Annotated in this window: 17 protein-coding genes and 1 pseudogene; 6 read left to right on the forward strand and 12 right to left on the reverse strand. The window is 41.6% G+C overall.

Going from position 1 to position 20531, the window contains the following annotated elements; genetic code table 11:
* Positions 1-14: 14 nt before the first annotated feature.
* From NMG48_RS14310 to NMG48_RS14335, 6 genes and pseudogenes are all read right to left on the reverse strand, one after another.
* Complete coding sequence (locus tag NMG48_RS14310; RefSeq protein WP_271252188.1) at positions 15-3155, reverse strand: type I restriction endonuclease subunit R; 3141 nt, start codon at positions 3153-3155, stop codon at positions 15-17.
* Positions 3156-3158: 3 nt separating this feature from the next.
* Positions 3159-3839 carry a restriction endonuclease subunit S gene (locus tag NMG48_RS14315; protein ID WP_271252189.1) on the reverse strand — a complete coding sequence of 227 codons (681 nt, stop codon included), beginning with the start codon at positions 3837-3839 and terminating at the stop codon, positions 3159-3161.
* Positions 3818-4366 (reverse strand): annotated as a pseudogene (locus NMG48_RS14320) (transposase); the annotation flags it as partial. The gene NMG48_RS14315 and the pseudogene NMG48_RS14320, both read right to left, overlap by 22 nt.
* A gap of 29 nt (positions 4367-4395) precedes the next feature.
* Positions 4396-4764 (reverse strand): helix-turn-helix domain-containing protein, encoded by a 369-nt coding sequence (locus tag NMG48_RS14325; RefSeq protein WP_271251623.1) that lies wholly within the window; start codon positions 4762-4764, stop codon positions 4396-4398.
* A gap of 33 nt (positions 4765-4797) precedes the next feature.
* Positions 4798-5331 carry a hypothetical protein gene (locus NMG48_RS14330; RefSeq protein ID WP_271252190.1) on the reverse strand — a complete coding sequence of 178 codons (534 nt, stop codon included), beginning with the start codon at positions 5329-5331 and terminating at the stop codon, positions 4798-4800.
* Positions 5315-6808 (reverse strand): type I restriction-modification system subunit M, encoded by a 1494-nt coding sequence (locus NMG48_RS14335; RefSeq protein WP_271252191.1) that lies wholly within the window; start codon positions 6806-6808, stop codon positions 5315-5317. Before NMG48_RS14335 ends, NMG48_RS14330 begins: the two co-directional genes overlap by 17 nt.
* Positions 6809-6927: 119 nt before the next feature.
* On the opposite strand from NMG48_RS14335, the gene NMG48_RS14340 reads away from it, so the two are divergent.
* Positions 6928-8070 carry a transposase gene (locus NMG48_RS14340; protein WP_271252192.1) on the forward strand — a complete coding sequence of 381 codons (1143 nt, stop codon included), beginning with the start codon at positions 6928-6930 and terminating at the stop codon, positions 8068-8070.
* A 218-nt stretch (positions 8071-8288) separates the two neighbouring features.
* Here the strand turns inward: NMG48_RS14340 and cobS are convergent, their stop codons facing one another.
* Positions 8289-9041, reverse strand: coding sequence for an adenosylcobinamide-GDP ribazoletransferase (gene cobS / locus NMG48_RS14345; RefSeq protein ID WP_271252193.1), 753 nt, complete (start codon positions 9039-9041; stop codon positions 8289-8291).
* A 263-nt stretch (positions 9042-9304) separates the two neighbouring features.
* Here cobS and NMG48_RS14350 point away from each other — a divergent pair, with 263 nt between their 5' ends.
* Positions 9305-10573 (forward strand): S41 family peptidase, encoded by a 1269-nt coding sequence (locus NMG48_RS14350; RefSeq protein ID WP_271252194.1) that lies wholly within the window; start codon positions 9305-9307, stop codon positions 10571-10573.
* 127 nt (positions 10574-10700) lie between these two features.
* Here the strand turns inward: NMG48_RS14350 and aroA are convergent, their stop codons facing one another.
* Positions 10701-12038 (reverse strand): 3-phosphoshikimate 1-carboxyvinyltransferase, encoded by a 1338-nt coding sequence (gene aroA, locus NMG48_RS14355; RefSeq protein WP_271252195.1) that lies wholly within the window; start codon positions 12036-12038, stop codon positions 10701-10703.
* Between the two features lie 122 nt (positions 12039-12160).
* On the opposite strand from aroA, the gene NMG48_RS14360 reads away from it, so the two are divergent.
* A complete protein-coding gene (locus NMG48_RS14360; protein WP_271252196.1) occupies positions 12161-12796 on the forward strand; it encodes a YIP1 family protein in 636 nt (211 codons plus the stop codon).
* A 96-nt stretch (positions 12797-12892) separates the two neighbouring features.
* Here NMG48_RS14360 and NMG48_RS14365 read toward each other — a convergent pair whose 3' ends face one another.
* From NMG48_RS14365 to NMG48_RS14375, 3 genes are all read right to left on the reverse strand, one after another.
* Complete coding sequence (locus NMG48_RS14365; RefSeq protein WP_271252197.1) at positions 12893-14017, reverse strand: glycosyltransferase; 1125 nt, start codon at positions 14015-14017, stop codon at positions 12893-12895.
* Between the two features lie 103 nt (positions 14018-14120).
* Positions 14121-14660: an acetolactate synthase small subunit gene (gene ilvN / locus NMG48_RS14370; RefSeq protein WP_126385734.1), complete on the reverse strand. Its 540-nt coding sequence runs from the start codon at positions 14658-14660 to the stop codon at positions 14121-14123.
* A 98-nt stretch (positions 14661-14758) separates the two neighbouring features.
* On the reverse strand, positions 14759-17974 hold the full coding sequence (locus NMG48_RS14375) for a DEAD/DEAH box helicase family protein (protein ID WP_271252198.1): 3216 nt from the start codon (positions 17972-17974) through the stop codon (positions 14759-14761).
* A 76-nt stretch (positions 17975-18050) separates the two neighbouring features.
* Between NMG48_RS14375 and NMG48_RS14380 the strand changes: the two genes are divergently transcribed.
* From NMG48_RS14380 to NMG48_RS14390, 3 genes are all read left to right on the forward strand, one after another.
* On the forward strand, positions 18051-18269 hold the full coding sequence (locus tag NMG48_RS14380) for an AbrB/MazE/SpoVT family DNA-binding domain-containing protein (protein WP_169362273.1): 219 nt from the start codon (positions 18051-18053) through the stop codon (positions 18267-18269).
* A complete protein-coding gene (locus NMG48_RS14385) occupies positions 18269-18694 on the forward strand; it encodes a putative toxin-antitoxin system toxin component, PIN family (protein WP_271252199.1) in 426 nt (141 codons plus the stop codon). The genes NMG48_RS14380 and NMG48_RS14385 overlap by 1 nt, the downstream gene beginning before the upstream one ends.
* 257 nt (positions 18695-18951) lie before the next feature.
* On the forward strand, positions 18952-19329 hold the full coding sequence (locus tag NMG48_RS14390; RefSeq protein ID WP_271252200.1) for a GxxExxY protein: 378 nt from the start codon (positions 18952-18954) through the stop codon (positions 19327-19329).
* Positions 19330-19509: 180 nt separating this feature from the next.
* On the opposite strand, the gene NMG48_RS14395 is transcribed toward NMG48_RS14390, so the two are convergent.
* On the reverse strand, positions 19510-20523 hold the full coding sequence (locus NMG48_RS14395) for a restriction endonuclease subunit S (protein ID WP_271252201.1): 1014 nt from the start codon (positions 20521-20523) through the stop codon (positions 19510-19512).
* Positions 20524-20531: the final 8 nt, after the last annotated feature.

The raw sequence follows: 20531 nt of genomic DNA on the forward strand, positions 1-20531 counted from the left end.
CAGTAAATTTAATTCTATTCCTGATTATATTTTTTGAAATTTTCGGCTTGTTCAAAAATCTCTTTAAATACTTCATCTTTAGGAACTGGTGGATAGTCGTTTTCGGCAAGGATGAGAATCAAATCTACTTTTAATTCGGCTTTGATATCGTCTCTTTGTGACCAGTCTGTATATTTGGCTTTGTCATCGACGATCGCTTTAACTTCACGGGCAAGCTTAATTAGTTTGTCTTCTGGATAGGGGAACTCGTATTTTTGAGCGACGGATTTTAAAATGTCATAAAAAGCTTTTTCTTCAAAATTGATACCTAGCTCGATAAAGGAATCACGCTCTCTTTGCAATTCTTTGAATAAGTCGGCAAATTGTTGAGCGACATCATCGAGGACATCGTTAGCAAAACCAATATATTCTTTACGCTCGTTATATCTATCTACTAAGGCTTTGAGCTTTTTGGAAAAGTCGATCGCTTTGATTTTGTTGACGCGCTTATATTTGGCAATCGCCTTTTTTAAGAGGTTTTGCAAAAGTTTGATTTTCGTATTTGGCAATTTGATTTTGTCGATTTTTGCCATGTACTCATCGCTAAAGATGTCGATATCAGCTTCTTGATCATCTTGACCGAGTTTAAAGATTTCTTCTACACCGTCACTAACTAGAGCTTCTTTGATCATTTCCCTGACGCGCTCATTCATTTGGGAGCTATCGGGAGCATCGCCTTTGTTGAGTTTAAAGACGATCGCTCTGACCGCAAAGTAAAAATGGATATAGTCGCGTTCTAGTTCTGAAATTTGTTGGCTAGAGCAGCAAAGTTTATAGGCTGAACGTAATTTTTTGACCATGCCCATAAAGCGCTGTTCTAACTCATTGGTTAGCTGCACAAATTCGGCGGCGCGGTTGAGACATTGTAATTTTTTTAAGGGAGTTCCATTAAAGAAGTCATCGCTATTAAATTGGATCAATAATTTGGCTAACAAATCTAGTTGATCTTTGACGATCGCAACGGCTTGATCGATATCTTCAAAGTCATTTTCGCCAACGCTCGAATATTTCTTGAGCGCGAGATTCATACTGGTTTTGATGCCGATGTAGTCCACGACTAAGCCGCATTCTTTGCCTTCGTAAACGCGATTTACTCTAGAGATAGTTTGGATTAGTGAATGTTGTTTAATCGCCTTGTCAATGTAGATGGTGTCTAAAAATGGCACATCAAAGCCTGTCATCCACATATCGACAACGATCGCAATTTTAAAGTTAGATTTAGCATTCTTAAATTGCCGATCGAGTTCCTTGCGATTTTCCTTAGCGCCGATCGCATCGTATAGTTCTTTCGGATCATCCTTATCGCGGGTCATCACCATCTTGATTTTGGCGATTGGTTTGATTTCTTGACGTTCTCTTTCGGTGAGTTCTACGCCTTCATCACATTCTCTGGGTTCTGCCCATTGGGGACGCAGGGCAATAATTTCTTTGTAGAGGTTGTAGGCAATGGGGCGACTTGATGCCACAAACATGGCTTTGCCTTTGATGGTTGCGCCTTCAGATACACGGGTTTCGTAATGTTCTACAAAGTCTTTGGCAACGGCTTTAAGGCGATCGGGATCGCCCAAGATTACTTCTAGATTTGTATTTGCCTGTTTGCTTTCTTCGATTTGATATTGATTAGTGCCTTCTTCAGCACATTTTTTATAATAGGCTTCTATCTCTTGGAGTTTGTCTTCTTTTAAGAGGACTTTGGCGGCTCTACCTTCATAGACAATGCGAACGGTGATTTCATCATCTACGGATTCTTTCATAGTGTAAGCATCGACTACACCGCCAAATACTGCTAATGTTCCGTCAACGGGTGTGCCTGTAAAGCCGACATAGGTGGCATTGGGTAAGGAGTCGCGGAGATATTTAGCAAAGCCATATTTTTTGTCAACGCCTTCTTTGGTTACTTTTGTTTTTTGATCGAGGTCGATTTGAGTGCGGTGGGCTTCGTCTGACATACAAATTACGTTGCTTCTGGTGGTCAGTAATTGCGTGTTTTCCGTAAATTTCTGCACGGTTGTGAGGAATACGCCGCCACTTTTGCGATTTTGAAGGTGTTTTTTGAGGTCTTCGCGGGATTCTACGCAGATGATGTCTTGATCGCCGATGAAGCCTTTGGCGTTGGTGAATTGTTCGGATAGTTGATCGTCTAGGTCGGTGCGATCGGTGATCAGGACGATGGTGGGGCTGGCGAAGTGGGTGCTTTTCATCAGCAAGCGCGTTAGATAGAGCATGGTGTAGCTTTTGCCGCAGCCTGTCGCGCCGAAGTATGTGCCGCCTTTACCGTCGCCGACTGGGTGCATATTGGTTTTGATGCTTTCAAATAGTTTGGTGGCGGCGTAGTATTGCGGATAGCGACAAACGACTTTTTCGTTTTTGGTGGAGGTGTCGGGAAAATGGATAAAGTCTTTGATGATGTCGAGTAGTCTTTGGCGGTTAAACATTCCCGCGATCATTGTATAGAGTGAGTCGATGCCATCGGCGGATTTGCTATTGATGTCGGTTTTGCGCCAAGCATAGAAGTCATCGTAATCGGCAAAGAGTGAGCCGCTTTTGTTATTTACGCCATCGCTGATTACACAAAAGGCATTGTATTTGAATAGTTCGGGAATGTCTCTTTGGTAGCGAACTGTGAGTTGGGTATAGGCATTTTTGATGGTGGTGTTTTCTTTGACTGCGCTTTTAAATTCGAGGACGACTAGAGGCAAGCCATTAATATAAACAATGGCATCGGGTATCCGTTTTTCATAGCCTTGGATTTCTAGTTGATTAACGATTTTGAAGTTATTGTTTTTAATAGTTTGGTAATCAATCAATTGAATAAATAGGTCTTTTTGGTTACGATCTTCGCGTTTAAATAAAAAACCATCGGCGATTAATCCCATAATCGCTTTGTTGCTATCGTAAAGTGTGGAGCTTGGATAGGTTTCTAGTTGGCGAATAATGGTGGCAATTTCGTTAAGGGTGATGTCTTCGTATTGATTGATTAGAAATGCTTTTAAGTCTTCTTTTAGTAAAACTTCGCTGATTTCTTTGTGGATATGCAAGCCGTTATGATGAGTTATTTGTTCGGTTTCAAATAATTCTAAGATGGCTAATTCTAGAGACTCTTCTGTGAATTTCATTTTTTAATTCTCCATTGTTGCCAGTTTTGAAAGTAATAAGTTTTTAAGAATGTTCAATTTTTGATTCTGCTCAATTTCACATTCAATTAACTTAATAACTTTGTTTAAATGACAATCATAGATTTTTAGAATATCCTTGGCAGGTTTAATAATGATCATATTATTTAAGTAAGCCGTTGTCATACTTGGCACAGCAGAACCGACATCTAAAGAATTGAAATTAATTGATTTTAAATAGTAGTAAACATAGCAACCACTATATAAATTTTTAACTATAGAATAAAACATTGTATCAACCGACCAAAAAGGCTTGTTTACAAATAAAATATTATTTAAAGAGCCTTTTCTTGGAATTAAAATTGTTTGCTTATCATATAAATATTTATCTACATATCCCATAATTCCGCCTGAACCATACAAGGGGATTTGTCCATTTTGTAAATGCTTATAGTCTTTGCCATATTTAACTTCAATTAAATTCTCTAGTTTTGTAACTTCCCAACCTTTCGGAATCTCTCCCAATTCACTCTCTACCATTTCACCGCCATTTGATTTATAAGGCTTTCCGTCTTCATCAGGAAACTCAAAATCAACAAACCATTGTTTATAAATCGCTTGAGCCGTTTCTTCTAACTTTTGATTCAGTACAGTCCATTGAGGGATTAAGTAGTACAGTAACAACACTTAGTAAACCAATTTTTGAAGAAATCTTTTTCTAACAAGTAAGGGAAAACGTTGATTAAATGCTGAAGTAGTTTTTGAGAATGAGGTCTAAGCAATCTAATAAAATATTTGAGAACCGACCACATCATCTCAATTGGATTAAAATCAGGAGAATAGGTGGGTAAGTACAAAATCTTAGCACCTGTCGCTGTAATTGCTTTTGCGACCCCCTCAACTTTATGGCAGTTGAGGTTATCCATGATGATCCTATGCTCAGGACGTAATTTAGGTACTAGGTCATCTTGGACAAAGGTGAGAAAATCTGCTCCTTTCATAGAACCCTGAATCGTTTTCAGGCAAACAATCCCATCAACTGAAATAGCGCCAATTATTGTGTATTTCTGACCTTTGTAAAAGGGACGAAGACTGAATACTCTTTTGCCACATTCACTTCTTGCCACAGAGCGTTCCATCCCCTGCCATACTCCCGTTTCATCAATACAAATCAGATCTTCAGCTTTCACTTCATTCAATGCTTCCCAAAATTCACATCTTTGCTGTTGTACTGCCTCACTTTTTACCTTTTCATGGCGATAGGTCTTTTTTTTAGAGTGATGTTATGCCTCTGGAAAAATCGGCACATGCTGCCTGTGGTCACTGATACTCCTGTTTGTTCTGCTACTTCTTCACAGTACTGCCATAGTGTCCAATCTGGATGCTCTGAGACAATTTCGAGGATTTTCTCCTGATGCGCTTCGAGGGGACTTTTGATTGGACTACCTAATGGTTTGTGGTTTAGTTCTCCTGTCTCTCGGTATTGATTCAGTAGTTTTTGCACTGTTTTCGTCGCGACTTGAAATTGCTTCGCTACTTCCCGAATCGATGTATTTCCTGCTTCGTAGTTTGCTACGATCTTTTCTCTGAGATCTAGTGAGTAAGGTGCCATTTTTTACTCTCTTTTGGGTTTTGCTATCCTAGCTTATCTTGTACTACTCTTTCCCTCAATAGGCTGTAAATTATTCAGCGCGATCCGATTTACCAATACATTGTATTCCTTGACAATTTCTCTCTGCTTCCCAATATCAGGAACAGGAAGCTCCATATTACACATCTCTTCCCAACTGAAAATTTCTCTGACACTTCCGTAAGACATAAATCTTGCATAGCGATCAAATTCTGGTCTTCTAAACCACATCATCAGATATTCGGGCAGCAATTTCTCTGTATTTACAATTTCAAAAACTGTATAAGCTTGCGAAACTAAGCCATGATCTTCATCTTCTAATAAAGCGATCGCTATTTTGTCGCCACGTCTTGAAGTATCAGGCACATAAGTAAATTGACGCTTTTTAACAATTTTGTAACTTCTAAAATCTGTGCCTACCGTATTAGCAATTGATTGTATAAATACCTTTTGAGTTGAAACACCAAGCAAATTATCTTTTTTATCTTCTGTATTTCTGATGTCAACTTCACGAATATAAGCACCCAATTTTTTATAATTTGATCTCATAACCCAACTCCTTAAATACAGCCAGTAAATTCTTCTTAGAATGTTCTTCAGCCTTCAATAACTCCGTAAACTCTACTTGCAAAGACAGCATCTTCTCATCAAAATCAATATTTTCATCTCGATTAATAAACTCAATATACTTACTCGGTACAAGCGAAAAATCTTTGTTTTTAACCTCATCAAATGAAGCACTATAACAAAACTCTGGAATATCTTGATAAGTTTTCTCATAATTAGTTGACTGCCAATTGTGGTAAGTCGTACTTATCTTTTGAATGTCTGAATCAGCAAATTGTGTATATTTTTTCTCAAATGGTTCACCCATTTGGCGCAAATCCATAAACAGAATCTCATTCTCTCGATTTCTGTATCTTTTTAACTGCCCATTAAGTTCAACAGTTCGCGCCTTTTTATTTCTATTTAAAATCCAAAGCGTCACACTAATATCGGTAGTGTAAAACAAATTTCGAGGCATCACTAAGATTGCTTCTACTAGATTATTCTCAATCAACTGCCTACGAATACTATACTCAGTCCCCCCACCCGACAAAGCCCCATTTGCCAAAATAAACCCCGCCACCCCATTCACCGACAGCTTAGACACAATATTCAAAATCCAAGCATAATTCGCATTCCCAGTCGGCGGCACATCATAACCCAACCATCGCGGATCATCAACTAACTCATTCGCCCCTCTCCATTCCTTCTGATTAAAAGGAGGATTCGCCATAATATAATCCGCCTTCAAATCCCGATGCTGATCCTTCCTAAAAGTATCTTCAGGCACATCACCCAAATTCGCCGAAATCCCCCTAATCGCCAGATTCATCTTCGCCAGCTTATAAGTAGTCGCCGTATATTCCTGACCATAAATCGAAATATCCTTTTGATTACCATGATGGCTCTCAATAAACTTAATCGACTGCACAAACATCCCCCCCGACCCACAAGCAGGATCGTAAATCTTCCCCTTGTAAGGCTCGATCATCTCCGCAATCAAATTAACGATACTCTTCGGCGTATAAAATTCCCCTTTGCCCTTCCCTTCCGCCAAAGCAAACTTACTCAAAAAGTACTCATATACCCGCCCCACAATATCCTGTTGCTTATCCTGAAGTGTATTAATGTTATTGATCGTATCCAACAAAGAAGCCAACTTACTAACATCCAGACTCAAACGCGAATAGTAATTGTCAGGCAAAGCCCCCTTTAGCGAAGGATTATTTTTCTCCACCGTAAACAAAGCCGTATCAATCTTTAGCGCAATATCAGCCTGTTTCGCGTTTTCCATCAAATAACCCCAACGCGACAACTCAGGCAGATAAAACACATTCTTCATGGTGTAAAACTCCACCATATCCAAATACTTATCCTTTCCCTCAGCGATCAACTCCTGCCGCCTCTCCTCAAACTTATCACTCGCAAACTTGAGAAAGATCAACCCCAAAACAACGTGCTTATATTCCGAAGACTCCACCGAACCCCGTAACTTATTCGCCGAATCCCATAGCTGAGAACTTGCACCATTCTGGAAAGGGGTTGCAAAGAGAGTAAAGATGTGAAAAAAAGGGCGTAGTAGTAAATTAAATAACGATTATGGAAAGCATCGTTAAGCACGCCCAAGGTTTAGTGTATAGCCTAATTTGTCTGATGCCAAGTGTGTATCAAAAAGCAAGTCTGAATGCAATATTAGGGCTATTTCTGGAAGCGCAAGGGCATCCCTATCCAGAACATACACAGGTAAAATCAGCGAGTGCATTAAGCCGATTTCTCAATCACTATAACTGGTCAACAAGAGGACTAATTCGAGCAACAAGGCTGTCAATTTTGGGGCAAATCGCCAAGCATCGCCCATCGAAGAGAGTGCCATTAAAGATACTGATAGACCTGACCACCTTAGAAAAAAGCGGCAAGTTTTTACATTTGAGCAATCCCACCCCAAACGAACCAGACCCATGGGTGAGAATCCTCAACGGAAAGCGAGGACTACATCTGGTTGTACTGTATCTGGTCTATGGAGAGTGGCGCGTACCATGGAGTTTTAGAGTATGGCGCGGCAAAGGATACTCCAGTCCCTCTGACTTAGCTTGTAAGTTATTGGGGACAGTACCCAAGCAACTAACCCAAGGCAAGACTGTGATTGTCCTTGCTGATACTGAGTTTAGTACGGTGAAGTTTTTCAATGCTGTCCGCGCCAAGTCTTGGCGCATCGTTGTCGGTGTCCGCAACAATCGTAAACTTCAAGATGGACGTACCGTCAAACAACTTTATCCCCATGGCAAACGTGGACAACTAATTTTACTGGAAGGGCTAAGTACGCCTTTGACGATCTCTTGGTTCTGGCTCAAAAGAGCCGATAGTAAACGGGAGTTACGCTTTGTGGTCTCTTCTCATCCTTATTCTGGCGCTTATCTGGTGATGTTAGGTCGTAAGCGTTGGGCGATTGAGGGATTCTTCAAAACCATCAAACATCGCTTTGGTTTGCATTGTTTTGGGCAATCTACAAAACTTGGCGTTTATCGTTGGCTTATCCTCTCTCTGCTTTCTTATCTTTTGGCTCATTGGATTGATCAATGGTCGTTTCCTCCCATCTTGGACTGGAAAGCTACCTGTGATTTAACCCTTTCTGTTTTATTCCCTTCTGTCCTTTGGTTGAAACTTCTCAGGTATCTTCAAATTAGTGCCGATATTGCTGCTCGTCATGGCTTTGAAATTATTCTCAAACCCATTCCCACTTGACTCTTTCACGAATGCTGCAAGATCTCAGATAGAGTTTCTTCAATGCTTTTTTGTTTAGTTTGCTTTGCCATATCAGTTTTTAAGCGATCGCGTCCCCTAGCGAATAACAATAATCTCTATTAAACCTCATATTTTGTTCATGGTCTAGATGAAATCTCTGAAGCTAGGAAGCTTATATGATACTTCTCAATAAATTCACTGTAGGAGAATCAGCGAATTTATAACAAGGCGATCGCGCATAAACTTAGCGCTTCTGTCCATTCAACGATCGCACCATAACTATCGCCAGTATGTCCACCGATGCAACGATTGAACCAAGCACCAATTAACCACGCAAAACTAAAACCAATTAAGGTTAAGCCAATTCCTAAATACATAGATTGGCAAATATAGCTGATTATCAAATTGCCCATTGTTAATAAAATCGCCACTAGCCACACTTGCCAATGATGCAAATCCTCTTGATGGAATTTGCCCTTACCGATCACTTTGAGATAGGGATAAACCATAATCGCCCTTAACTGTCCCCACCTTGCCCAAGCCCATACACTAGCTAAAATCCAAAAGCGCTGATCTCTGATTGCCGCAAGCGCAACTACTTTTAAGAATAAAATTGCGATCGCTGCCATTGCCCCAAATGCTCCCGTATTACTATCCGCCATCACCTCAAGGCGACGATTCGGATCGGTGACTGCTAACCCATCAGCCGTATCCATAGCCCCATCGAGATGCAATCCCCCCGTAATTAATAGAGCTAATAAAATCGTCAGTAGCGATCGCAGATAAACGAATTCAGGCGCAGGTTTAACGATTCCTAGCAGCAGATCTAAACAGGCGATCGCGCTACCAATCAAAATTCCAACCAATGGCGCATAGACAGCTATTCCCCGAAAATCTAATGCACCCTGTGGACTCAAAGGTAAACAGGTATAAAAAATTAAGGCTGCTTGAAATTTCCGCCAATACTGCATTTACTAAAAACTCTAAAAATCAAAAAAGACACTTCGTATCCTTTCTAATTTAGCGTCAGTTCGATAAATGCGGAAAATGGCTGCTCGAAATCATATTAATTTGAGGGAGGGGCGGCACGAAGCGCCGCCCCTCCTTACCACAATTTGTTAGGACTACCATTTAATTGACATTGAGGATAAACCCTAGGAGCGTTTTCGATCAAAGAAAGATTAGCTAGGATAGAGACAATAGTTTTTTTGCATCGAGAGTTTGCGTAGAGAGCATGATAAAACAGCGTCGTATTTGGTCTTGGCTTGTGATTGGTTTAATGGCGATCGCCGTCCAGTTTTTTTGGATCGGTGGCGCAAATGCTGCGGTTACAGACTATTTGCAGGAACAGAAATTTCTAACCAATGTTTGGCAAATCGTCAACCGATCCTATGTGGATGATGATTTTAATCATCAAAACTGGTACAAAGTGCGTCGTCAATTTATCAATCGCAAGTTTAATAGTCGCGAAGACACCTATGCGGCAATCCGTGAAATGCTTGCCACACTGGATGATCCCTTCACGCGCTTGCTAGAGCCAGATAAGTTTAGAAGTATGCAAACTAGCACCTCAGGAGAGTTAACAGGCGTAGGTCTGCAAATCGCAGTGGACGAACCTGATAATACCGTGACGGTAATTGCCCCGATTGAGGGTTCGCCTGCGGATGCAGCAGGTGTCAGATCTCGCGATCGCATTGTTGGCATTGATAATATTCCCACTAAGGGCTTAAGTCTTGATGAATGCGCCACCAGAATGCGCGGGGCAATTGGTTCAGAAGTAAAGCTCAGTCTGGAACGTCCGCTTGCGGATGCGAAAGGTTTCGAGAAGCTTGATGTGGTAATTAAACGCGATCGCATTGCCGTTACACCAATCATTGCCAAAATCAATCAAGAGGAAAATCATAAAGTCGGTTATATCCGTTTGAATCAATTCAATGGCAATGCGGCGGCAGACATGGAAAAGACTTTGAAGAAGTTCCAATCTCAAGGTGCAGATCGTTACGTTCTCGACCTACGAGGCAATCCTGGAGGACTATTTGACGCAGGTTTACAAATTGCGCGGATGTGGATTCCCGAAGGTACTGTCGTTTATACCGTAGATCGTCATGGCGTGCAGGAGAGTTTTGAAGCTAAAGGAGATGCGATTACCAATGCGCCGTTAGTGGTACTCACCGATGGCGGTACAGCTAGTGCTAGTGAAATCCTTGCTGGGGCTTTGCAAGAGAATAATCGCGCTCAGCTTGTGGGAACGACAACCTTTGGTAAGGGGTTAATTCAATCTTTATATGAATTGGAAGATGGTGCAGGTTTGGCGGTCACTATTGCTAAGTATGAAACCCCCCAACATCATAATATCCACAAGCGCGGCATCATTCCCGATATTGAAGTCGAGCTAACTCAACCTATTACTCGCAAACAACTCGGCACAAAGGAAGATCCTCAATATGTGGCGGCGCTATCAGTTTTAGATGGAACCTATAAAAACATGGTAGCAAAATCATAAATTAATCGCCCCCTAGCCCCCAATTCTGGGGGAACAATAATTTTCAAAGTCCCCCAGAATTGGGGGATTTAGGGGGCTTGATAAATCACAACAAAGATAGAGAGATTTGTGTGTATAAGATAGATTTTTATGTGGAGTATAAACTCTGTAGAGTTGGAATAAAGGAAGGATAGGAAATTGCGGCGGATTCGGCACGGTTGATTGAGGTTTTGCCTTTGGCAACTAGAGCCGCGATCGCTAAACTCATGGCTATACGATGATCGTCATAGCTATCGACCTCAGTACCCGTCAGCGCTTTACCGCCGACGATTTCCATGCCATCGGGTCGCTCAGTCACATTTGCACCGAGTTTGGTTAATTCCTTCACCATTGCCACAATTCGATCGCTTTCTTTGACCCGCAGTTCTTCGGCATCCTCAATAATGGTTGTTCCTTCTGCACAACTAGCGGCGATCGCTAAAATGGGAATCTCATCAATTAAACGAGGAATGACCGCACCACCGATGCGGCAAGCTTTGAGAGATGCCGAACGCACATGTAAATCGGCAACGGGTTCGCCTGTAACTTCGCGTTCATTTTCATAGGTAATGTCGGCTCCCATTTCCGCAAGAACTTCTAAAATCCCTGTACGAGTGGGATTAATTCCCACATTCTCAATTACTAAATCAGAATTGGGAACGATTGAGGCAGCGACTAGCCAAAAAGCAGCAGAACTAATATCTCCGGGGACGGTTACTTCTTGACCAACTAATTTTGCACCACCTTTAACGGAGACCGTATTGGTGTCAACATCGACACTGACATTCGCGCCAAAAGCTGCCAACATTCTTTCACTGTGATCACGCGATCGCTCTGGCTCGGTGATAATCGTTTCGCCATCGGTCATCAAACCTGCCAGCATGATGCAGGACTTGACCTGTGCCGAAGCGACGGGGGATTGATAGTGAATTGCTTTGAGATTTTGTCCTGAAATGGCGAGGGGTGCACGCGCTCCATTTTCTCTACCCCAAATACTAGCTCCCATTTGGCGCAAAGGATTGACGACGCGGGACATGGGACGCGATCGTAAGGAAGCATCACCTGTGACTGTAAAGAAGCGATCGGGATGGCTCGCTAAAATGCCTAACATTAACCGTAGCGTAGTGCCTGAATTACCTGCATTGAGCACATCTACGGGTTCCTTGAGATTCCCTAGCCCAATCCCCTTGACGATCACTAAATCTGAATTTAGCTCAGATATTTCCGCCCCCATCGCCGCAAAACAAGCTGCGGTACTACGAGGATCTTCCCCCAGTAGTAGCCCACGAATTCGTGTTTCTCCTTCGGCAAGGGAGCCAAGCATTAACGCCCGATGCGAAATGGATTTATCCCCCGGAATCGTAATTCTGCCCTGTAACCCCTGAGGCAACTGGCTAGAGTCAATAGTGAGGATATGGTTGGGGTGCGTAGTGGCAAGGTCAATCATGTTAAAGTCAGTTAGCAATTACTATTAGATTACAGTGCTTTGCGCTCTCCGTAAAACATAGAGTTTTGTTGAAAGTGTTGCCAAATAACCCTTTCAAGAATAGTTGCTCATAGGAAGAAACCATGAATGCCACGCCCAATCCTGAAGATATTAATGCGATCGCTCCTGATAGCAGCACCGATAGCAATACCAGTAGCAATGCTGAAAGTGTTACTCTTCCCGCACCACCACAAAATTTAGGGACATTTCTCGATCGCCTATATGGGACATTATTTTTGCCCCAAGTAACCTTTGAGCAACTCAAGGCACATCCGTCCTTTGTGCAAGCAGCGATCGTGATTGCTTTAGTCAATGCTTTGGAAGCCATTCGCCTTGATCATTTATCGATTGTGAGAATTATCGGCTCGGTGATTGGTGGGAGCATTGGCTGGGTATTTTTTACATTTTTATTGAAACAATTGGCTAATGTGTTTCAAAAGAATGTGGAGATGCTGGAGTTACTGACCCTCACGGGTTTTGCGAGCTTACCTTGGATATTCATGGCTCCTGCCCTCAGCTTGCCACCCCAATCCCGTTTTCTTGGCGCGATCGCGGTGATCATCTGGTTTATTGTCTGGCAGGTATGGAGCGCATCGGTAGCACTAGGTATTAAAAGCTGGAAAACTTTAGCGATCATTCCTTTAGCGATCGCTGGTGGTATCGTTGCCCTGATTTGGCTCGGTAACACCATCAAGTTGCTATTGAGCATTAGCTTTTAAGTAGCTAGGAGTAATTCCAAAATCTGTGGCGCACGCTGCGCGTGCGTCACAGATTTTGGGTTTTATATTTAATTGCACCCAGCTACTTAAAAGCTTTTAAACTAATGTTGGCTGAGAAGTTTTGATTGTTTGTTCGTAATATTTTTGTAACTGGCGCGTGGCAGCATCCCATCCCCATTTTTCTGCTTCGAGACGGGCTTCAATGCACATTGCTTCATGGCGATCGCGTAATAGATTTTGAGTAGCTGTCACCAAGCCATCGCGATCGCTTGGCTCAAATAAATAGCCATTAACGCCATTAGTGACAATATCAGGGATGCCACCTGAGTTTGCGGCGACAACAGGACAACCTGCTGCCATTGCTTCTAATAGCACTAAGCCGAGGGTTTCGGTACGGGATGGGAATAGAAAGGCATCGCTAGAGGCAAAGGCAGAAGCAAGATCATCACCACGCAGATAACCGACAAAATTAGTATTTGTCCCTGAAAAGATTTTCTCTAGCTCCTGACGGTAGGGCCCGTCACCGACGAGGGCAAGGCGACTATTGGGAATAGCCTGTAACACGGGCAGGATTTGCTGAATCTCTTTCTCCGCTGACAGTCTACCTACATATAAAAACAAAGTATCTTCGGGATGTCCTTGCGTAAGGCGCGATCGCATTTCGTCACTTTTAAACCTTGGATGAAACTGCACCGTATCCACACCACGCTGCCACAGGTCGAGCCTTTCTACACCATGCGATCGCAATTCATCGATCATCGCTGTGGACGTACAGAGATTTAACACAGCCTGATTATGCGTATTTTTTACCAAGTCCCACATCAGCCCTTCGAGAAAGCCTAAACCGTAATGCTGTAAATATTGGGGCAAATGCGTATGGTAAGAAGCCATCAAGGGGTAATTCATCTTTTTGGCATAATAAATCCCAGCCATTCCTAAAATTGCAGGATTGACGACATGGATCAAATCAGGTTTGAACTGTTCTAGGGCATGACCAATTGAAGGGCGCGGCAAGGCTAGTTTTAGTTCTGGATATAGGGGAAAGTCAAAGGCAGATACCCCGTAAATCTGAGCGCCGCAATATTCCGTAAGTCCCCCGTCGGGCGAAAATACGAGGACTTGATTACCGAGATTGACCAAATACTCAACGGTATATTTGAGGCGGGTGACGATGCCATCGATTTTTGGCAAAAATGTCTCGGTAAATATGGCGATACGCATAGTTATAACTGCACGGAATCGTTGTCTGTAAGTTGACAGCATCATAAAAGAAAAAGCACCCTATAGGGTGCTTTTTCTTGAAAAGCCTCAATTGAGGAGACTACTAAAGATTAGATAAAGCGCCTCGCGCCCCGTCACGGGAAACTTTGAGATATTCCGTATTAACCCCTGATTCACGGGTAAGCGAAACCTTGCCAGTACGCGCAATTTCGCGAATGCCAAACTTATTTAACATCTTCAAGATCGCCACCATCTTACCAGGGTCACCCACTACCTCGATAGTTAAGAAATCGTCAGCTACGTCAACGATCCGAGCACGGAAAATTTGCGAGATCTCGATAATTTCTGATCGCACATTTGGGGCAGCATTTACCTTAACAAGCATCAACTCACGCTCAACACAAGGAATATCGGTAAAGTCGAGAATAGTGATCGTATTAATTAGTTTTTGCAACTGCTTGGTGATTTGCTCAATCGTATGATCGTCGCCTGAGACAACCATCGTAATGCGCGTAAATCCATCTTGCTCAGCCGTCCCGACCGCAAGGCTCTCGATATTAAAACCTCGGCGGGCGAACAAGCTAGCAATGCGGGTCAGCACGCCTGCCTCATCTTGGACGACAACGGAGAGAGTATGTTTCATGGTGACAAATTCGGCAAATAAACAGCACAGTAGACTATATTAATGACTTTGGTTACTTTATTGCGACTATCAAGCTACATATTGCATAGCCAATTATCTTAGATTTCTAAATTACGCACCAGATTTTCAAAGTCATCACATAATTTATTGACTAAATCTTCTATTTCTTTGAAGAAGGAATCTCCAACTTTTTTACGGTATAAGACTTTGTACTTACGATAGATTTTAGAAAAATCGTCATAAATCTCTTCCTCTGAGACGTTAGATTTTATTTTGGTAATTAATCGTTTACCATCATCAGAGGAAAGAATATAGGCAAAAAATTCATATATCTTTGCCTTAAAGTCACGAATACGCTCTCCCTTTAATTCTTCTTGCTCATTCCGTGCTTCGAGGATGGCAAGAATATCAAATTGATGAACTGTATAGGGAGATTTACCTTCAGCTATTTTGATTGGAGGTTTTGGTTTGGTTTCTTTGGGCTGGGTTTGGACTTCGATAATGCCGATTTGATTGTCAAAATAGACCTCGATCGCATCTTTAATATCATCGGTGCGATGTATCTGATTGTAGATTTTGTTGAATAGGCGCAGAAAATTTAAAAAATGCGGTTCGCTGTATTTTGGCTCTAGAGCAATTACATATTCAATGCGATTGAGAATGGTGAAATATTGGGCGGTTTTGGCTTTGGTGTCGGCAGTGGGTTTGGGATTAGCCTCGATATACTTTTCGATGTTGCTTTCGAGATCTAGGTAGTTTTCGGGATTGTTGGGCTTTGTGTCATCGTGGGCGATCGCCACAAATATATTGAAAAACTCTGCGTAAACATCAGACTTTTTGAGCATTGTGAAGAGAATTTCTAATATGCGTTTATCGCTGAAGGGATCGAAGTCACTCACGACAACATCTGAGAAATGCTCGAAGGCTTCTTTGATATTTTGGACGTTGACATTGTTGTAGGAGAAGTCAACGATTTTGCATTCATTTTTATGTTTGGCGGTGCGATTGACTCTGGATATTGCTTGAATGGCGCTAATACCTTTGATTTCTTTGTCTAGAAATAGGGTGTGCAGTCTTTTTTCGTCGAATCCTGTTTGCAGTTTGGCAACCACGATAATTAAGCCATTTTTCTTGAGGGCAAAGTTTTCTAAGACTTTTTCTTCGGTGAGTCCGTCATTTAGTCCTGTGGCGCTTTGCTCGTCTTGGTTGCTGGAGTAGACGATGTGAATAGGTGCTTCGGCATATTTAGCGTATTTATTTTGTTTGACGATTTCTTGGAAATGTTTAGTGATGGCTTGTTTGTATGCGATCGCTGCCTTAATCGAGTACACGGCAAGCATGGCTTTTGCCGTGCCGCGAATTTTAGGATAGACATCTTTTACGAGTAGATCGGCGATGTATTTGGCGATCGCATTAATTCGTTCTCTTTCTTCATAGATTTGCTTTTTGTCAATATCTTTATAATTAGGTTGCTCAAAACCTTCCATTTTGTTTTGAGGAAGGTCAAATAACATTTTGGAAGCAACAGGGATAATATTTTCGATAGGATTATGAATAAAGCCGTCTTTGATTGCTTCATTCATGGTGTAGGAATCGAAGGGAACCCACAGCTTTTCGCTTTCGGCATAGCCGCTAAATTCACCAAAACGGGCGAGGGTATGGTCGTCAGGTGTGGCGGTGAAGCCGATAATTAAATTCTTTTTGGTACGGAATAGGCTGGTTTGAGTGTCAAAGGGTGTTTGCAGTTCATCGAAGATATTGACCATTTCTTCATGTTGCTCACCACTGTTGGAACGGTGGATTTCATCGATTAGGAAGACAATACGCAATTGCGAGAGTTTTTGCATGGTGTCAGGGGCAAGCATTTCTGCAACTGCACCAAATTTTTGCAAGTTGACGATCACTAGGCGGGTATCGGATTCGAGGGCTTTTTGGAAACTTGCCTTGTTATTTGCTTCCACATACATCCGATTGTCGATGTTCATATTTAGCATTTTTGAGTCGATCTGGCTGCGGAGTTGCAGGCGATCGACGACAATCATGATTTTGTCATAGACATATTCACCATTGCGGCGTAGGTCTTTGAGTTGCAGTGCTGTCCAGCCAATGATGTTGGATTTGCCAAATCCTGCGGCATATTGCAGGAGGAGCGAATAGATATTTTTGTTGTTGGCGTAGGCTTTACGCTTTTCGATGAGTTCGGCGCGTTTGCTAGGGGCGACATGGGCGAGTTGTCGCTCTAGTTGTTTGATGAAGTAATCATCTTCGGTTTCATGATCGAGAAATTCATCGATTTTGGCGAGAATTTTGTCTGTGCCAAATTTTTGTTTGGGACGGGGCGAGATGAGGTGTCCTTTTTCGTCTTTGAGTTCTTTTTTGCCATTAACAAAATAGACATCACGCTCGATGAAGTTGTAATAGAGAATTTCCTTTTCGATGAAGCTTTTGCCGTAATGGTATTTGAATATTTCTTTGAGTTTGTCTTTTTTGTCGGCGTTAGGATTTAGCAGGGGATAGGGTTTAAATACTTTGATGGCGTTTTTTTCGTATTCTTCGCGATCAAACTCTTTATCGCGGCAGGTGGTGAGAATCTCATCAAAAAAGTCAGAGATGGTGCGGATAACGTAGGTTTCGCCGAGGTCGGTGCTGGTGATATGGATTGCTTTTTCAAATATTTTTAAGAAGTCTTTGCGATGAGATTCTTTTTCTTTATCGCTGAGATAGAGATGGCGATCAAAGTTTTCGTAATAGACTCTGACGGCTTCAAAGTAGTCTTTGATGACTTTACCGCGTCCGTTCTTTTTGGCGGTTTGGTTGCTGAGGTTAGATTTTAGTTCGCTATAGCCGAGATAGATGCCATTCACAAATAGGCAAATATCAGGGCGAAAGGAGAAGATGATTTTGTTTTGATATTTGTATTTGTAGGGTAGTTCTTGGACTACGGAAAATATATTTTGATTGAAGAGATTACTATCATGAATTACGCTGTCATCGGTATAAAACAGATGTAGTTTTACACCTTGGAATGTAATGGATTTATTGGCATTAATAAACAGTGCCATGTTGCGACTACTGGCGATTCGTTCTTGGATTAATTCGATGAGTTCTGCTAATAGTTTTTTGCGATCGCCACTATATTTTTTGAGCAGGAGTTCGTAATTTTTTTGATTGAGTTCAGTTTCAGAAATGAAGGTTTGAAGGTCTTCTTCGATGATCAGGGAGTTGGTGACGGTGTTGGCTTTAACTTCTTGATAGCCTAGACTTTCACGAAAGAAGGGGATCAGGAATTTGTCTTGAAGGTGAGTTTCGTTCATGAGAAGCTTTAACCAGTAAGAATATGATAAAGTAAGGATTCCTTACACTGTATTTAATCGAGTTAGAAGGTTTGCGATGCTTGCTAAGTTAACTGCAAAAAATCAGCTTACTTTACCTAAAAGTATCACACGAGAAATTGGTGATTCTGAATATTTTGATGTAAAAGTCGTGGATGGACAAATAATTCTTACGCCTGTGAAAATTCAAAGGGCTGACGCTGTAAGGGCTAAACTGGCGGCTTTGGAGTTAAGCGATCGCGATATTGACGATGCGGTAAATTGGGCGCGGAAGTGATGACCGATCGCATCCGAGTTGTGATTGATACGAATTTATTGGTGTCGGCTTTGATATTTGGGGGGAATATGGCGAAGCTGCGTTTTGCATGGCAAGGCGATCGCTTTATTGCTTTGGCTTCTAAGGCAACGGTTACGGAGTTAATACGGGTGCTTGCTTATCCAAAATTTAAGCTGACGAGGACAGATCAAGAGGATTTATTAGCTGATTATTTACCATTTTGCGAAACGGTTTTGATGCCTGAGCAGTTGCCTGTTATTCCGCAATGTCGCGATCCTTTTGATGAACCTTTTCTAATTTTGGCGCTGGTGGGTTGTGCTGATTATTTGGTGACAGGCGATCGTGATTTGTTATGTCTTGCGGATAGTTTTGCTTGTCCGATTGTGACGTTTGAAGAGTTTTTTAAAGTTGTGAAAATTGTTTGAACACGGATTTTTGAGATTACACAGATTTCACTGATGTTTGAACACAGATTTTTAGGGATTACGCTGATTTCACAGATTTTTTTGGATGCTCGCAAGAAAGTTAAAATCTGTGTAATCCTTTAATCCATCTAATCTGTGATTCAGACTCTTATTAATTGTTGGAACACGGATTAGACAGATTACTCCGATTTCACGGATTTTTTAATTTGTGTAATCCTGTAATCAGTTTAATCTGTGTTCTAAGGTTGTGTGAGTGTATGGAGAATTTTAAGTATGCGGATATTACTCAGAAGATTATCGGGGCTAGTTTTGAGGTGCATAAGTTTTTGGGTAATGGGTTTCAGGAGGTGATCTATCAGAGGGCTTTGGCTTATGAGTTGGGTCAGGCGGGGTTGAGTTTTGCGCGGGAGATTGAGCAGCATATTTTTTATAAGGATTTGCCTGAGCCGATTGGGACTCGTCGGGCTGATTTTGTGGTGGAGGATAAGGTTTTGGTGGAGTTAAAGGCGGTTATTCAGCTTGAGGATGTGCATTTGGCTCAGGCTTTGAATTATCTGAAGGTGTATAAGTTGGAGGTTGGTTTGCTGATTAATTTTGGTAGCAAGAGTATGACGTTTAAGCGGTTGGTGAGGTGATGGTTTGAACATGGATTAGATTGGATTACGCCGATGTTTGAACACGGATTAGACGGATTAAAGGATTACACTGATTTTTGAACACGGATTTGATGGGATTACGCTGATTTCACGGATTTTTTTGGATACTCTCAAGAAAGTTAAAATCTGTGTAATCCTTTAATCCTTCTAATCTGTGATTCAGACTTTTATTTTGCCTGTGACGACATCGTTGATTAGGGTTTTACGCAATTCTTTGAGTTTTTCGATTTGGGTGTTGATGGTTTGGATGATTTGGTCTATTTGTGCGGTTTTCTTATCAAGATAATCTGCGATCGCCTTTTGTTCGGAGAGTGGAGGAACAACAATTGATATAGAACGAAAATTATCTTTATTGAGCTTGGGTTGTGCAGTAGCAGTCATTTGTACTCGAAATTGTTCAAAGCAGCAAATGCTACTAAGATGATAATTGATAAATCTTTTAAATAATCTATTGCTGAAAATTGCTAAGAACATATTAGGACCTAAAGTGGCTTTGAAATTAATTTCAGGAACCATCTTGACCAATCCTGTATAGGCTCCAACATTTGCAATCAATATTTCACCACCATTTATTTTGGTTTTTGCGAGGAATTCATAAGCATTTTTATCCACATACAAACCATCATTTGTTAAGTCATGACGCAAATCAGTCAACCTTACAAGTCGAGCATAGCCATTCTCTTGATAAGTAACGTTCTCAGCTAAACTCGCAAATGATCCATTAGCTGTGTAGTCTGTAAGTACTCGCAAAGAACGTTTTATCAATTCACAACTCCAATGCTCAGGAATTTCACCGATCCACTTAATGCCGCTATCTTTCATCGGCACAGACTTATCAAGCCCGCGAGTCACGGTTTCATTGATGAGAGACTGTTTGAGCTTGCCGTATTGTGTTGCTTTTTGGGTGAGCAGGTCAATTTTGCGATCGCATTGTGCTGTTTTGGTATCGAGGTAAGTAGCGATCGATTCTTGTTCAGAAATAGGGGGAACTAAAATATCAATATTTGATAGGCTATTAAGGTAAATACCTGGCTGAGCGGAATAACTGGTATTAGACCATAATACATTTTGGAAATAAGAAGAACTAACAAAATAGAAGAAAAATTTGCTGTTTAAAATTTTAATAATTGGTCTTAAAGTAGCAAGACTTCTTTGGGTAACAAATTCAGTCATACCTGAAG

Origin of the sequence: Pseudanabaena sp. Chao 1811 (genome assembly GCF_027942295.1) — a bacterium.
Taxonomy (GTDB): domain Bacteria; phylum Cyanobacteriota; class Cyanobacteriia; order Pseudanabaenales; family Pseudanabaenaceae; genus Pseudanabaena.